This is a genomic window from Coleofasciculus sp. H7-1 (assembly GCF_057473865.1).
Genome location: NZ_JBYCCT010000011.1, coordinates 19912 through 33242, shown reverse-complemented (window position 1 = coordinate 33242; position 13331 = coordinate 19912). Strand labels below are relative to the sequence as shown.

The 13331-nt window shown below is 47.5% G+C and carries 21 protein-coding genes and 1 pseudogene; 11 read left to right on the top strand and 11 right to left on the bottom strand.

The annotated features are described in order from the left end of the window. The 3 genes from AC2VDX_RS03225 to AC2VDX_RS03215 form a co-directional block, all read right to left on the bottom strand. Positions 1–416, bottom strand: a 416-nt coding sequence (locus AC2VDX_RS03225; RefSeq protein WP_378174878.1) for an RNA-guided endonuclease InsQ/TnpB family protein, incomplete at its 3' end; no start/stop codon positions are given. A gap of 363 nt (positions 417–779) precedes the next feature. Then, a complete protein-coding gene (locus AC2VDX_RS03220; protein WP_378174881.1) occupies positions 780–1160 on the bottom strand; it encodes a hypothetical protein in 381 nt (126 codons plus the stop codon). Positions 1161–1162: 2 nt separating this feature from the next. Then, complete coding sequence (locus tag AC2VDX_RS03215) at positions 1163–1372, bottom strand: hypothetical protein (RefSeq protein WP_378174884.1); 210 nt, start codon at positions 1370–1372, stop codon at positions 1163–1165. 225 nt (positions 1373–1597) lie between these two features. Between AC2VDX_RS03215 and AC2VDX_RS03210 the strand changes: the two genes are divergently transcribed. Next, positions 1598–1879: a helix-turn-helix transcriptional regulator gene (locus AC2VDX_RS03210; protein ID WP_486928096.1), complete on the top strand. Its 282-nt coding sequence runs from the start codon at positions 1598–1600 to the stop codon at positions 1877–1879. Here AC2VDX_RS03210 and AC2VDX_RS03205 read toward each other — a convergent pair. Beyond that, on the bottom strand, positions 1847–1975 hold the full coding sequence (locus AC2VDX_RS03205; protein ID WP_378174890.1) for a hypothetical protein: 129 nt from the start codon (positions 1973–1975) through the stop codon (positions 1847–1849). The genes AC2VDX_RS03210 and AC2VDX_RS03205 overlap by 33 nt on opposite strands. Before the next feature lie 277 nt (positions 1976–2252). Here AC2VDX_RS03205 and AC2VDX_RS03200 point away from each other — a divergent pair, with 277 nt between their 5' ends. The 3 genes from AC2VDX_RS03200 to AC2VDX_RS03190 all read left to right on the top strand — a co-directional run bounded on the left by AC2VDX_RS03200 (position 2253) and on the right by AC2VDX_RS03190 (position 3099). Then, positions 2253–2492, top strand: coding sequence for a helix-turn-helix transcriptional regulator (locus tag AC2VDX_RS03200; protein ID WP_378174892.1), 240 nt, complete (start codon positions 2253–2255; stop codon positions 2490–2492). A gap of 199 nt (positions 2493–2691) precedes the next feature. Beyond that, positions 2692–2940 (top strand): helix-turn-helix transcriptional regulator, encoded by a 249-nt coding sequence (locus tag AC2VDX_RS03195; RefSeq protein WP_190527704.1) that lies wholly within the window; start codon positions 2692–2694, stop codon positions 2938–2940. A gap of 36 nt (positions 2941–2976) precedes the next feature. After that, positions 2977–3099 carry a hypothetical protein gene (locus AC2VDX_RS03190; protein WP_486928095.1) on the top strand — a complete coding sequence of 41 codons (123 nt, stop codon included), beginning with the start codon at positions 2977–2979 and terminating at the stop codon, positions 3097–3099. Between the two features lie 24 nt (positions 3100–3123). On the opposite strand, the gene AC2VDX_RS03185 is transcribed toward AC2VDX_RS03190, so the two are convergent. Together AC2VDX_RS03185 and AC2VDX_RS03180 are read right to left on the bottom strand one after the other, a co-directional pair. Continuing rightward, positions 3124–3567 carry a type II toxin-antitoxin system VapC family toxin gene (locus tag AC2VDX_RS03185; protein ID WP_378174899.1) on the bottom strand — a complete coding sequence of 148 codons (444 nt, stop codon included), beginning with the start codon at positions 3565–3567 and terminating at the stop codon, positions 3124–3126. After that, positions 3555–3794, bottom strand: coding sequence for a hypothetical protein (locus AC2VDX_RS03180; RefSeq protein WP_378174902.1), 240 nt, complete (start codon positions 3792–3794; stop codon positions 3555–3557). The genes AC2VDX_RS03185 and AC2VDX_RS03180 overlap by 13 nt, the downstream gene beginning before the upstream one ends. A gap of 1 nt (position 3795) precedes the next feature. On the opposite strand from AC2VDX_RS03180, the gene AC2VDX_RS03175 reads away from it, so the two are divergent. The 4 genes and pseudogenes from AC2VDX_RS03175 to AC2VDX_RS03160 all read left to right on the top strand — a co-directional run bounded on the left by AC2VDX_RS03175 (position 3796) and on the right by AC2VDX_RS03160 (position 4832). Next, positions 3796–3972, top strand: coding sequence for a hypothetical protein (locus tag AC2VDX_RS03175; RefSeq protein ID WP_378174905.1), 177 nt, complete (start codon positions 3796–3798; stop codon positions 3970–3972). Between the two features lie 215 nt (positions 3973–4187). Continuing rightward, positions 4188–4370: pseudogene (locus tag AC2VDX_RS03170) on the top strand (hypothetical protein); the annotation flags it as partial. Positions 4371–4387: 17 nt separating this feature from the next. Then, complete coding sequence (locus tag AC2VDX_RS03165; protein WP_378174908.1) at positions 4388–4615, top strand: type II toxin-antitoxin system HicB family antitoxin; 228 nt, start codon at positions 4388–4390, stop codon at positions 4613–4615. Then, complete coding sequence (locus tag AC2VDX_RS03160) at positions 4608–4832, top strand: type II toxin-antitoxin system HicA family toxin (protein ID WP_190460602.1); 225 nt, start codon at positions 4608–4610, stop codon at positions 4830–4832. Before AC2VDX_RS03165 ends, AC2VDX_RS03160 begins: the two co-directional genes overlap by 8 nt. A gap of 356 nt (positions 4833–5188) precedes the next feature. On the opposite strand, the gene AC2VDX_RS03155 is transcribed toward AC2VDX_RS03160, so the two are convergent. The 3 genes from AC2VDX_RS03155 to AC2VDX_RS03145 all read right to left on the bottom strand — a co-directional run bounded on the left by AC2VDX_RS03155 (position 5189) and on the right by AC2VDX_RS03145 (position 6617). Then, entirely contained in the window at positions 5189–5524 is a 336-nt protein-coding gene (locus AC2VDX_RS03155; protein ID WP_378174912.1) for a DUF5615 family PIN-like protein, read from the bottom strand. After that, positions 5493–5828, bottom strand: coding sequence for a DUF433 domain-containing protein (locus tag AC2VDX_RS03150; RefSeq protein ID WP_378174915.1), 336 nt, complete (start codon positions 5826–5828; stop codon positions 5493–5495). Before AC2VDX_RS03150 ends, AC2VDX_RS03155 begins: the two co-directional genes overlap by 32 nt. Before the next feature lie 120 nt (positions 5829–5948). Further along, on the bottom strand, positions 5949–6617 hold the full coding sequence (locus AC2VDX_RS03145) for a Uma2 family endonuclease (protein ID WP_378174918.1): 669 nt from the start codon (positions 6615–6617) through the stop codon (positions 5949–5951). Between the two features lie 390 nt (positions 6618–7007). Between AC2VDX_RS03145 and AC2VDX_RS03140 the strand changes: the two genes are divergently transcribed. Then, positions 7008–7457 carry a DUF4279 domain-containing protein gene (locus AC2VDX_RS03140; RefSeq protein WP_486928094.1) on the top strand — a complete coding sequence of 150 codons (450 nt, stop codon included), beginning with the start codon at positions 7008–7010 and terminating at the stop codon, positions 7455–7457. Between the two features lie 100 nt (positions 7458–7557). Here the strand turns inward: AC2VDX_RS03140 and AC2VDX_RS03135 are convergent, their stop codons facing one another. Both AC2VDX_RS03135 and AC2VDX_RS03130 read right to left on the bottom strand, forming a co-directional pair. Further along, a complete protein-coding gene (locus AC2VDX_RS03135) occupies positions 7558–10722 on the bottom strand; it encodes an efflux RND transporter permease subunit (protein WP_378174924.1) in 3165 nt (1054 codons plus the stop codon). 76 nt (positions 10723–10798) lie between these two features. Continuing rightward, positions 10799–12133 (bottom strand): efflux RND transporter periplasmic adaptor subunit, encoded by a 1335-nt coding sequence (locus AC2VDX_RS03130; RefSeq protein WP_378174927.1) that lies wholly within the window; start codon positions 12131–12133, stop codon positions 10799–10801. Between the two features lie 43 nt (positions 12134–12176). On the opposite strand from AC2VDX_RS03130, the gene AC2VDX_RS03125 reads away from it, so the two are divergent. After that, positions 12177–12305, top strand: coding sequence for a hypothetical protein (locus AC2VDX_RS03125; protein WP_378174931.1), 129 nt, complete (start codon positions 12177–12179; stop codon positions 12303–12305). Between the two features lie 16 nt (positions 12306–12321). Beyond that, positions 12322–13329 carry a zinc-dependent alcohol dehydrogenase family protein gene (locus AC2VDX_RS03120; RefSeq protein WP_378174935.1) on the top strand — a complete coding sequence of 336 codons (1008 nt, stop codon included), beginning with the start codon at positions 12322–12324 and terminating at the stop codon, positions 13327–13329. The last annotated feature ends 2 nt before the right edge of the window (positions 13330–13331 follow it).

Here is a 13331-nt window from a genome sequence, read left to right as displayed (position 1 = left end):
TCCTTGTGAAACACGGTTTTCATAATCCCCAAATTACCAGGGAACTTAATCACAGAATCCTCTGGTCTTAATTTGACGTTCTGGGGATATTGAATGGATTGCAAACCATGCTTTGATTTAAAGTTAGGATATTTAGCGCGTCCTTCAAAGAAATTGACAAACGCACTTGAAAGGTTGAATGTTACTCGCTGCAACACTTGACTATAAGCCAAGCCCAACCATTCATATTCTTTTTTCAAGCCAGGAAGCAGCTTGTCCATCGCAGCTTTAGAAAGACCCTTACCTGTTTCTTTATAAGCGGTAGTAGTGGCATTAAGCATATAATTCCACAACCAACGAGCATTACCAAAACACTGAGCTAGATAGGATTCTTGCTGATCAGTGGGATAAATTCTAACTTTAGCTGCTCTGTACATGGTTACTGAGCCTGTTGAAGGATGGTTACTGAGCCTGTTGAAGGATGCTATAGTCCTTACCGTGTTTACATATTCATGATAACGTGTATTTATACAGTTGTGTTACCAAAAAATAAAATATTTTGTTCATCAAGTCGCTGTAGTTTTCTCTGTTTTCGCTACGCTCAAATACAATCAAACTACGCAACTCGACTCACTCGCAATTCATCTCGACACCGAATCAGAGATTACGGTGTGAGCCTTCTTGCTGTTTGAGGTAAAGATGATATATAAGGATGCGATAGCGAAGCGCTGACTTGTCAGTTCGCGCGTTGCGCCGACCTGTCGGGCAAGCGTTTCCCCAAAGGTACTATTTTACTCGCTTTATGCGGCGCTTTCTTTTGCTGGTAAGCTTCTGCTGAGGTAGTCTCGGCGTTTTACCCACAGTTGGCGGAGGTCTTCAATCATTGCTTGGTAGTAGTCGGAGAATTTGTGGCTCTCTTCTTTAATCTGAAGTCCCAGTTGTTGCAGTGCGTTAGAGGTGTGGCAACTTTCAAATAAAAGGGCGATCGCATCCCACCAGAGTCGCATCTGACGATAACTTACAAATTGTCCGCCGCGATCTGTGCGATGTACAAATAGTACATTTTGCCAACACTCGAATCGCACAATTAAGGATTCTGGTATTTTCAGGTATTTCGCTAAGAGTGCAACAGTGAGGCGAAATGTCTTTGGCGGTTGAATGCGGCGAAACAAGGCTGTCATAATCAATTCATTCCAGGTTTAACGGTTGAGTCGCTGGTTTCTGGCGTGGTATCGAAAATGATGGAGTAGGGAATATTTGGAGTATTCGCTTTCAGAATTCGCAGATGCGCTTCTGCGTCATTGCGACCGCGAAAACGAGCGACGATAAGCGATCGCATATCGGGAAGCGAACGGATGATGCACCAAGGATGAAGTTTGGCGTAATACGTCATAAGATTCTCCCAGTCATAGCTGTGAGTTACTTAGTTATGGATAAGGAAGCGCACAGCAAGGTGTTAGAGAACGTGACACCTTACTGAGTGCTTGTAAATGGCTTTATGGTGAGACACTAAGTTAGGGGTAGGCATTTACGAGGGCAACTTAATTTAAAGGACAGCTTTTTAGGTTGCCTACCCTATTGGCTTGTCTATCCTTAATCTAAATCAATTTACGGTCTGTTGTCAAGCCAGTTTAGACAAATTGATTTAGGCAAACTGGTTTATATTCAGATGACAGGAGTCCAAAAGCAAGAATCCGCGCTGGTAAAGCTACGGAAAAGCCGCGATCTAACTCAAAAGCAAATTGCAGATGCGCTAGGAGTAACAGTGCAAACGGTCAGCAATTGGGAGGTAGGCAGAGCAGAACCAAAGCTGACTATTCGCCAGTTCAAAACGTTGCTCAAAGTGCTGCAAGTGACTGTGGATGAGTTACCCGACGACTTCGGTAAGCCGGAATCGTAGTGAGGCGCTTGCCCGACAGGTCGGCGCAACGCGCGATCGCATATCGGGAAGCGAACGGATGATGCACCAAGGATGAAGTTTGGCGTAATACGTCATAAGATTCTCCCAGTCATAGCTGTGAGTTACTTAGTTATGGGTTTTGAATGGATATTTACGAGGGTGTGGCTAACCACCCCAGGCAAAGATAGCGATCGCGCGATCGCGTGACAGTTATGTAAGAAACTAAAGTTAGGGCAGGCATCAAAGAAAGTCGGACGGCAATTTAGCTAGATGGTAGCTTTTCAAGTTACCTGCTCATTTATAGTCTCTTACTTATCCAAACACGCTTGTAATTGATTTGTCAAGTCTGCTTGGATAAGCTTGTTTGGAAAGCATGACAGAAGAACGACAGCAAGAGCGAGAGTCTCCTTTAAGGCAGCGGAGAGAGGAATTAGGCTTAACTCAAAGAGACATTGCACTGGCTTTGGGTAAGACTGACCAAACAATTAGCAACTGGGAGACAGGTATGTATGAACCAAAGCTCACCCCCCGTGAAATAAAAGCGCTTTGTCGTCTACTGAAATGGACGCTAGAAGAACTACCAGATGAGTTTGGCTCATTGCGATCGCACTGAGGCGCGATCGCCCACCTCTGCTTGGTAGATTGGCAGTTATGTAAGAAACTAAGGAAAGGGCAGGCATCTTGTGAACCTCTGAAGGCGACTGAGCCAGATGGTGGCTTTTCAGTCACTTTGCCCGCTGCTGTATCTATCTTATATAAGCACTCTTAGGATTCAGTTGTCAAGCATCTTTATATAAGAACTTTTATACTACATGACCAAAGACCAACAACAGCAAGAATACGATCGGGAGTCTCCTCTGAAGCGGCGAAGAGAAGAATTAGGCTTAACGCAGAGAGACGTTGCACTAGCTTTGGGTAAGACTGTCCAGACAGTTAGTAATTGGGAGACAGGGCTTTATGAACCAAAGCTTACTCCCCGCGATTTGAAAGCACTTTGTCGGCTGCTGAAATGGACTTTGGAAGAACTGCCCGATTACTTCGGTTCACCACAACTACAGTAGCGATCGCGCTTTTGGGGAGAAGGATGCGATCGCGCGTTGCGCCGACCTGTCGGGCAAGCGTTTTTGTGGGGATGCGATCGCGTTTGGTGTAAGAGTGCGATCGCGCGTTGCGCCGACCTGTCGGGCAAGCGTTTTTGGGGAGAAGGATGCGATCGCTAGACATACTCAATCGATCTAGTTAAATCAAGTCGCTGCAACGTCGTTAAGTATAACTATAGATAGACCAGCAACGCGACGAAAACCACTGTCATTTGTGAGAAAAAAGCTGCAACTTGTAGCAAGAGCAGTGGCAGCATGAAGAGCATCTGGCGTTCTCAGATTTGTATTAGCTCGTAATTGTGCAGCATTCCTCAGAATAGCTTTTGTTATCGGAATCAGTCGAACTTCTGTAGACGAAAGCAAGGTTTCATAAGCATTAATTAGAAGGGAGTCAACATTTTTTATAGGGGCGACCAAAGTTTCCAGTAATGCTAGTTCACTGCTAACAATTTCGATGTCGCTAGCTTGAGACTGCAACCACATTGGGCGCAATATAGACCAATAAATCGGATGCTTTTCAACACTGTAGATAAAAATCTGAGTGTCTACATAAACTAGGCTAGATGATGGAAACGTCAGGCTTGCCACGCATTGCGTTCCTCCTCAATATACTGATCTGCTTCTTCTGGAGTTTTGAGGAGTCTCGTTCCCTGCAATTCATCAAGTAAGTCAATTGCAGAGCGGCGACTAGGGGTGGAGGTTTCTGATAAAATGACGAACACTTCTACAGCATCACCCACTGGCAATTCTGGAGCTGAGATTTCGATTTTGTTACCTGGTAAGACTTGGGTGCTGATGTGCAAAGCTGGCTGCATTGTGGATTATCTCTTCTTGCTGCTGTTGACCAGAATAGCTCAAACTGCTGCGTTTTTGGGTGTGTGGGGATGCGATAGCGAAGCGCTGACTTGTCAGTTCGCGCGTTGCGCCGACCTGTCGGGCAAGCGTTTTTGGGGAGAGGATGCGATCGCGTCCCTAGAATTGCTACATAGCTAAAGCTACAAAAAGCGAGGTCAAATTTATTAATGCGTTTTGACACCTACATTCAGTGAATCCAGAGCAATCTTCAGCGTGGAAGCGAACGCACCCATTACCCAGCTATCAAGAACTTATTGGATAACCCTGGTGCGGCGATAGATGTGGCGATTGAGGAGAAAGGTAATAAAGCAGGTATTCCAGACTTTACCGTAAGGCGGCGAGAGTTGTTGGTTGGTTATATAGATAACCCAACGTTTAGAGGAATGCGCCAAAGCCTAGAGAAAACCTTTGACGAAATCTACATTATGGATTTGCATGGTAACAGTAAGAAAAAAGAATCTTCTCCTGATGGCTCAAAAGATGAAAATGTTTTTGATATTCAACAAGGCGTAGCTGTTTGTATAATGGTAAAGTATCCCAAAGAAAAGTAAATATGAAAAAAAATCAACAATTTACTGCCATCATCGAACGAGAAGGGGATGGATATGTATCGCTTTGTCCAGAATTAGATATTGCCAGTCAAGGTGATACAGTCGAGCAAGCAAAAAGTAACCTAATTGAAGCATTAGAACTATTCTTTGAAGTTGCCGACCCTCTAGAGGTACAAAACCGCTTGCAGACGGAAGTTTTTGTTACCAGGGTAGAGGTGTCTGTTGGGTAAGTTACGAGTTTTATCAGCGCGAGAGGTTTGCCAAATTTTAGAGCAAAATGGCTTTGTGGAAGTGCGGCAAAGCGGTAGTCATATTATCATGCAACGGCAAACAGATGAAACCACGATTACTGCTGTTGTTCCAAATTATGCAGAGTTACGCATTGGAACTTTACAGTCAATTATCCGCCAGTCTGGATTACCGCGTTCTCTGTTTGAGGTAATGTAATGGCTAAAATATATCACTTTGATATTTACGGTAAGCGTCAAGATAAGTACAAGTTTTTGCTAGAGAACGACGTTTATACAGTTGACTAGACAGAAGTATTTCTGCATTCGCCATTTTATTTATTTTCACCGCAAAACCGAGACTTACTACCAGAAATCAATGGCTCAAAGACCGCAAAAAAGCCAAGCGTAATTTATCCTTTGATGATTTGCACTATCAGCGAGTGGTAGTTGCTCTCAAAGAGACAATGCAAATTATGAATGAAATTGATAAATTTATACCTAGTTTTCCTTTAGAGTAAGAGAGTTGAAGATGATGCGATCGCTTTCCACTGCACAACAGCGCGATCGCCTGATTCAAAGGAATTCAACGCGATCGCGCATATCTTCCGGTTCCAGCAACTCCCAGATTAAAATTAGACCGCGTAAGATGTCACCAATTGAGCGACTACCTTGGTGACAGTAAGTAATGCCAGCGTGTTCGACACCAGCTTGATGAAGCCGTAGAAAATCTGCGTCAGCCGTAAAAATTACCCTATTTTGGGAAAGTGCAAACTCTATTTGTACCTCATCTGGCGAGGAAATCAGTCCTGCTTCTGCGGTAGTAGTCACATCAATGCCACGGCGTCGTAAACCATCCGCGATGGCAGTATTGACATTTTCATCCATGTGGAACCGAATCGTTTCCAACATTTCGATTCCTTAGTTTCTGCTGAACAAGAGAAGGAGTTTGAGCCTGTAATTCTTTAGCAAAGGCTTCATCCTCTCGAATTTGTTGTCGAATTTTTTCCAGATGATCGTGATAATATGCCAAGGCAGCGTATACATCTGCCAAGGTAATTCCCGGATATTGGGAAACAATTTCGTCAGGGGACAGTCCCATTCGTTCGTGCCAAATAACCACATCCTGCACTTTAATCCGATGTCCGGCAATGCGCGGTTTACCACCACATACGCCGAGAGTAATTTCAATATGTTCCGATATCACTGATTCCATAAATATCCTTGCTGCTCAGTTTTCATAAAATGAACCACAAAGCTAGAGAGCGATCGCATTCCACCTCACAAGCGCGAACCGACAGGTCGGCGCAACGCGCGATCGCATTCTCCCCAACTCCTACAAATTAGCCATCTGTTGAGCAAACCAGATAGCCGCGCTGCCATTTGTTCCTTGTTTTAGCTGTGATAAAGTCTGCTCTAATAAAGAAATCGGCAACCCCTCAAGTGCTACAGAATATTCGCACTGCTGATATTTGCCATCATCCTGCAAACGAAATGCCAGCACTCTTTCGCCTTTAACATCAATAACCCAATACTCAGGAATTTGCAAAGCTGCATAAAGCTGCTTTTTCTCATCCAAATCAGTTGCTATAGTTGTGTCACCGACTTCACCCACTAAATCGGGAAATCGCCACTGATTCAAATTAAGGTAACGTCGTTCGCCTTCTCGCCAAATTGGGTAATTTTCACCAATATAAAGAACTAAATCTGGTGATGCTGCTTGCGTATTCGGCTTTTCCATTAAGCAACCGCCTAGAGAATGGAATATTTGCCCTGGTATGCGACTAAACCAGATAAAAAACAGCATTGTGAATAATTCATTAACTGCGGCGTGGTTAATTCCTTCATTACCCATTTGAACGAAAAGATATCCCTGATTAAAAAATAAACCTACTATTTCTGGGTTCAGATCGTCAGCGTAAGCTAAATAATCTTCCCATGTTGCGGGTTGCCATTTTGGGATGGCGGAAGTTAGATGGCGCGATTTTGGAGTTGATAGAGTCATAGAGGCAAATGATGGGGTTGGAAGTTAGAAATGTTTAAGCGATCGCTACTATGTTATAAATTTGTTGCTGTACTTTTAGCCTAGCATTATATAAAGTGCCGCCAGAAGATGAAGAACTAGAAGACGGGGAGAAAGAACTTGAGGAAAGGCAACGTGAAAGACAAAGACTTGGACGAGGTAAGGGAGCGAATAGAAAAGACCAGGAAATGGTCGATTCTGTGGCACGAGAAAAGCGTATGAACAAAGAGCAGTGACAAAGGTTTGGTGATTATATTGAAAAGGTTAAACGTCAAGAAGGTCGCGGCGGTGCTGACAATTTTACTGGTGATGAACTACTCGATTTAGCGGATGATTTCTTAGAAACATAGTTAATTTCAGGAAGAAATTGTAGTGAGTACAATTAAAATGTCTTTACGATTGTCTGGTAATCTGCCTGATTTAGAGGAATTGACAGATATGGGTATAACACCAACCAAGGTTTTGCGACGGGGAGAACAAGTTTCAAAAAAGCGAGTTCAACCTGTTGATATCTGGTCTTTAGAATTTGCTAATTTTGACAGCGATCGCCCAAGAGAAGACATAGACAACCAGATGCAGCAAGCTGCTCTTTGCTTAGAAAAAATGGCACCAACGTTGGCAGTTCTAGATCGAACTAATTGCAATGTAGATTTGTACATTAGCACTATTCGAGAGGAACAACAGGGCGGGATCTCATTATCTCCAGAAATAGTTGCCGCCGCCGCTGCTGCTAGGTTGTCAATCCAGATATCTATCTTGGTTATGCTGGATGACTACGAAGAATCGGAACCAGAATCAAAGTTATCAACTATGCAAGCTTGAAAAATGGGCGTGTACGGTGTGGCAAGAATGCGATCGCTTCTATAAACTAAAACCCTATTGGTTGATACCCACAGGGTTTTAGTTGTGAAACGCGCTCTAACTACTTCTTACCGACGGGGAATTTATCTTGTTCTGGGTTGGGAGTGGCGGGAAGCGATCGCTTCGCCTCTGACTTCGTCCTACGCACCTCCCCATTTTTGTGCCCCCGTTTTCTGCCAAATCCGCGCTTCGGCAGTTGCACAAGCCAGCGCTGGAAGTTGTCCACGTAGGTGAATAACACCGGCACCACCACCAGCGTTAGCAGAGTGGAAGTTGTGAAGCCGCCCATCAGCGCAATTCCCATCGGGCTGCGGACTTCAGCCCCCGCACCAATTCCCAAGGCAAGGGGAATGGTTCCCGCAATGGTAGCCAGAGAAGTCATTAAAATTGGTCGCAGACGATCCATCCCAGCGGCGATTAGCGCCTGATATTGTGACTTGCCTTCCTCCTGGTTAATCAAGGCATAGTCCACCAGCAGGATGGAGTTTTTTGTCACAATCCCCATCAGCAACACAATCCCAATTAGCGCATACAGCCCTAACGCTTTTTGGGCAATCATTAAGCCCAACAGTGCGCCGCCTAAAGAAAGAGGCAACGCCACCATAATTGTTAGGGGATGGAGGAAATTGTTGTACAGCAGCACCAGGATGGCATAGATACACATAATTGCCAGTCCGATTGCCGAACCAAAGCGACCGAAAATCTCCTGCATAATCTCGGCATCCCCAGCCGATTCTTGCGCGACTCCGGGGGGCAGATTTTTGAGGGCAGGTAGCTGCTGCACGGCTTGCACCGCATCTCCCAGAGCAACGCCTTGCAAGTTTGCTTGTACCGACACCTGACGAGCGCGATTAAACCGATCGATTTGCGCCGGACCGCTGCCAAAGCGGATATCTGCCACCGACACTAACGGGACAAGATTCCCGTTTTGACCGGGCACCTGAAGATTTTTGAGAGTGTCGATATCCTGCCGCGCATCGGGATTTATCTGGACTCGAATCGGAATTTGCCGATCGGGGAGGTTAAACTTAGCCAGATTCGCTTCATTGTCGCCGATGGTGGCAAGGGAGGCGGTACGAGCGATCGCTTGCACTGTCACTCCCAAATCCGCCGCTCGTGCCGCATCGGGAATAATCAGAATTTCTGGTTTCACCAAACTGGCAGTAGATGTTGCTTCTACTAAACCCGGTACGCTTCTCATCTGCTTTTCCAGAGCATCCGCTGCCAAGTTCAAAGCTTCGGGGTTTTCACTTTTGAGGACAATTGATAAATCCTTGCCCGCTCCTCCGGCTCCCTGGCTTTGGAAACTAATCCGCGCCCCCGGCACTTGGGAGAACACTTGGCGCATTTGTTTCTCAAACTCCTTCTGAGGGAGATTCTCCCGTTTTTCCTTCGGTTTCAGGTTGACAAAAAGATTGGCAGTATTCACTTCTGTCGTTGCCAAGACACTCTCAACGGCTGGGCTTTGCTGAATTAACCGAGTTGTCTGCTGTACAACTTTTTTGGTATCTTCCAGCGTTGAACCGGGAGGGAGTTGCACGGCAACTTCCGAGAAACCAATGTCACCGTTATCAAATAATCCCTTGGGAATAAATGGTATTAGCGCCAGACTGCCCAGGAAAAATGCCAGAGCGATCGCCATCGTTGTCAGGCGATGCCTCAAAGCCCATTTCAGCACCCAGCGATACGGTTGAAATCGATTTTTCCCGCCGTTCCCATTGACGGGTAGCTGATTGGGGGGTGAGGTTTTCTTCGGTTTGAGCAAATAAGCGCCCATCATCGGGGTGATAGTCCGCGCCACCAGCGTAGAGAAGATCGTCGAGACCGCTACTGTCACCCCAAACGGCTGGAAAAACTGCCCCGGAATCCCACCCATAAAGGCAACTGGCAAAAACACCGCGATAATCGTCGCCGCGCTAGCCAGCACTGCCAAACCCACTTCCGCAGAAGAATCCAAAGCCGCTTGGAAGGGCGTTTTGCCCATATCCATGTGGCGATCCATATTCTCAATTTCTACAACGGCATCATCCACCAAGTTCCCCACCGCCAGCGCCAATGCCAGCAAAGTCATGTTGTTGAGGGTGTAGCCCAGCAAATACTGCACCGCAAAAGTGGGCAGCATGGACAACGGCAGCGCCACGGCAGTAATTAACGTGGCACGCCAGTTTCGCAAAAAGATCAGAATCGTCAGCACTGCCAGCACAGACGCTTGGATCAAGTCATCAATCGTGCCATCGTAGGATTCGCGGATAAAGTCAGCGCGAGTGAAGATAAGTTGCAGCTTGACATCCGTCCCTAGGGTTTTTTGCAGTTCTTCTACTTTCTGGCGTACCTCTTCTTCCACCGTCACCAGAGTGCTGCCAGTGCTACGCAAGACGGAAAAAGACACGACGGGTTGATTATTCAGTAGTGCCGCCTGCCGGGGGTCGGCAGAAGCATCGCGGATCTCTCCCAGGGCGGACAAGGGCACTGAACCCCCGTTTGGAAGGATAATTTCATAGTTTTGCAACGCCTGGACATTCGGCGCACTGCCTAAGGTGCGAATGCTTTGTTCGCTCCCTCCTAACTCCGCGCGTCCGCCCGGTAAATTGACATTGAGGGCGCGAATTTGGTCGTTGACTTGAGTCGCTGTAATTCCCAGAGCTTTCAGACGATCTGGATCGAGATCGACGCGAATTTCGCGGTCAACACCGCCAACCCGCTTGATTTGAGCGACTCCCTGCACCGACAGCAGGGCGCGGCTAATCGTTTCGTCAACCAGATTACTTAATTCTTCAACCGATTTTTGCTTGGAAATCACGGCGTAGTTCATAATCGGACCACCGGAGAACTCCAGCCGTTGCACGATCGGTTCGTTGATGTCTGCGGGTAAACTTTGGCGAATTTGGGCAACGGCATTGCGGACATCATTCGTCGCGCGATCGCTATCTGTCCCCAATACAAAATTAACGACGGTGGTAGAGACGCCGTCGTTAACTGTTGAAGTTAATTGGTCTATATTTCCCAGACCCGCTACAGCATCTTCAATCGGTTTCGTCACCTGGGATTCCAGTTCCGCTGGTCCCGCCCCCGCCTGGGTGACGGTGATGGAAACCGTTGGCAGATCGATATTTGGGTTGATATCAATGCCCAAACCTGTAAAGGAAAACCAACCTACCACTGTCAAAAACAAAAATAAGACCAGGGTGGGGACGGGTTTGCGAATTGACCAAGCGGAAATGTTCATAAAAGGCGAATTGAAAGATTGAAGGATTGCTAATTGCTAATTGAAAGTCTGATTACTCTTAGCGATTAGCCATTAGCTACTGATCGTTGACGACTCGAACTTTGTCGCCTTCTTTGAGATATCCGGCACCTGCAACGACGACGCGATCGCCTGGTTGTAAACCGCTCTTAATCTCCCTTCTATCACCGCTCTCCACTTCTCCTAGTTCTACCTTCCTCGCTTGAACCGTGTCTTCACCCGATAGCAGGAATACAATTGCACTCCCATCCGGCTGAGGGAGTACCGCCTTGGCAGGCACCGTTACCCCGGTCGTCGTTGTGGTAGTAATTGCGGCACGAGCAAACATTCCCGGTCGCAGCAGCGAAGGCTGTGGCAGGTCAATCGTTACGGTTGCTTCACGCCTTTGTGCGTTCACTAGGGGCGCGATTTCTCTGACTCGCCCCTGCAAGCGAACGCGGCTATCGTTATCCGAGGTAATTGTTGCTGGTGCCCCAATCTTTACTTGCGGCAGTTGGATGGCGGGAAGTTTTGCCTCCAGTTCCAGTTGTCCGTTGCGGATGATGGAAAAGAGCGGTTTACTGCCAGAAGTGACATCCCCAATTCGGGCAATGTCCTGGATTTCATCATTTACTTGTGGTCTGGTAACAATGCCACTTGCTGGAGCGCGAACCTGCGTTTGCCCTAGCTGAGTTTGCAGTTGTTGCACATTTGCCGCACTGCTCCTGACCTCGGCTTGGGCACTATTGATATTCGCTTGGGCAAGGCGAACCTCTTCTCTAGCGGTTGCGGCAGTGGTGGCGCGAGCATCTAGCTCTTGACGACTAATCGCCCCTGCCTGAGCAAGTTGCTGATAACGCTGAAGATTCCGTTGGGCTTCTGCCAGGGTGGCACGGCTTTGCGCGAAGGCTGCTTGTCTTTGCCTGACAGCGGCTTGGCTCGATTCTAGCTGTGCCTTCCCCCGATCGAGTTGCGCTTGTAGTACGGAATTATCGAGAACTGCCATCACTTGTCCGGCTTCCACAGTTTGTCCCTCATCCACCAATATTTTCTGGATTTGTAAGCTGGTTGTCTGGGACAAAACGGGGATGAGTTCGCGGGCTTCTACTGTGCCGCTGGTTGTCAGCGTGCGGGCAACCACGGCGGATTGCGCTACAGATGCGGTGACACTTTGGCTGGGCGGCGCTGCCTGTTGTGTGGCATCTGGCTTCTTCTCGGTCTTGGGTGAAAGCAGTTTCATTCCGCCTGCGGTGAGGGCGATGCCTAGCCCTAAGCCAAGCGCCACACCCTTCCAACCAGACAGACCTCTTTTTTTGCGATCGCTCCGGCGACGGCTGGGAGCGAAAGATTCTTCATCACCGTCCCACGTTTCATCTAATTCATCAACTTCTATATCTTTTGGGGCTTCGTTCATCACCGCGCTCCCTCCATGCTTTGACCTGACTGGCGGCAACCTTTTGCAAAGAAATGTTGCAAAAGGCTACTTTACCTATGATGCAAAATTTCCGGCAAAAGATGCGATCGCCTTAGCGACGCGAGTCATCCATACTTGCGGTAAAGTTCTGAATAAAAGACCCTTGGCTTAGCAACAAGAACGACCTGATGAAAGCAGTTTTGATGACAGCATCTGGCGCACCGGAAGTCTTGCAACTTCAGGAAGTCCCAAACCCGACGATTGAACAAGACACAGAAATCCTAGTCCGTCTTCGGGCGGCGGGAATTAACCCGATTGACACTAAATTGCGGCGGCGGGGCACCTTTTACCCAGACCAAATGCCCGCTATTTTAGGCTGTGATGGTGCGGGGATCGTGGAAGCCGTCGGTGCTGACGTACAGCGGTTTAAGGTTGGCGACGAGGTGTATTTCTGTGCGGGTGGACTGGGGGCAAAGCTGGGAAATTATGCTCAAATGGCGGTTGTAGATGAGCGATTTGTCGCCAAGAAACCCACCTGTGTGAGCTTTGCAGAAGCCGCCGCTGCCCCTCTGGTTCTGATTACCGCTTGGGAAGCGTTATTTGAACGGGGGCGGCTAGAACCCAAGGAACGGGTGCTGATTCACGCGGGTGCTGGCGGTGTCGGTCACGTCGCCATTCAACTAGCTAAGCTGAAAGGTGCGGAAGTTTGTACCACCGTTAGTTCTCAGGAAAAGGCTGATTTTGTCCGCGAATTAGGTGCCGATGAGGTAATTTTTTATCAGGAAACTGACTTTGTACAGGCGGCTCTGGATTGGACTGGAGGAGAGGGAGTAGACTTAGCCTTTGATACGGTGGGCGGGGAAACTTTCTATAAAACTTTCCCCGCCGTGCGAGTTTATGGCGATCTGGTGACGATTCTGGAGCCAGACCCCGCTTACTATAATTGGAAGGTGGCGCGATCGCGCAATCTCCGCATTAGCTTTGAATTGATGCTAACGCCTGCATTGCAAGGACTTCTGGAAGCTCAACAGCATCACGCAGAAATTTTAGAACAGTGTGCAACCTGGATACATCAAGGTTCTCTCAAAATTCACCTCGCCAAAACTTTCCCCCTAGAAGCCGCCGCCGCTGCCCACCAACTATTGGAAGCCGGATCGATTACAGGTAAAATTGTCTTGTTGATCGAGGGTGAATAAAA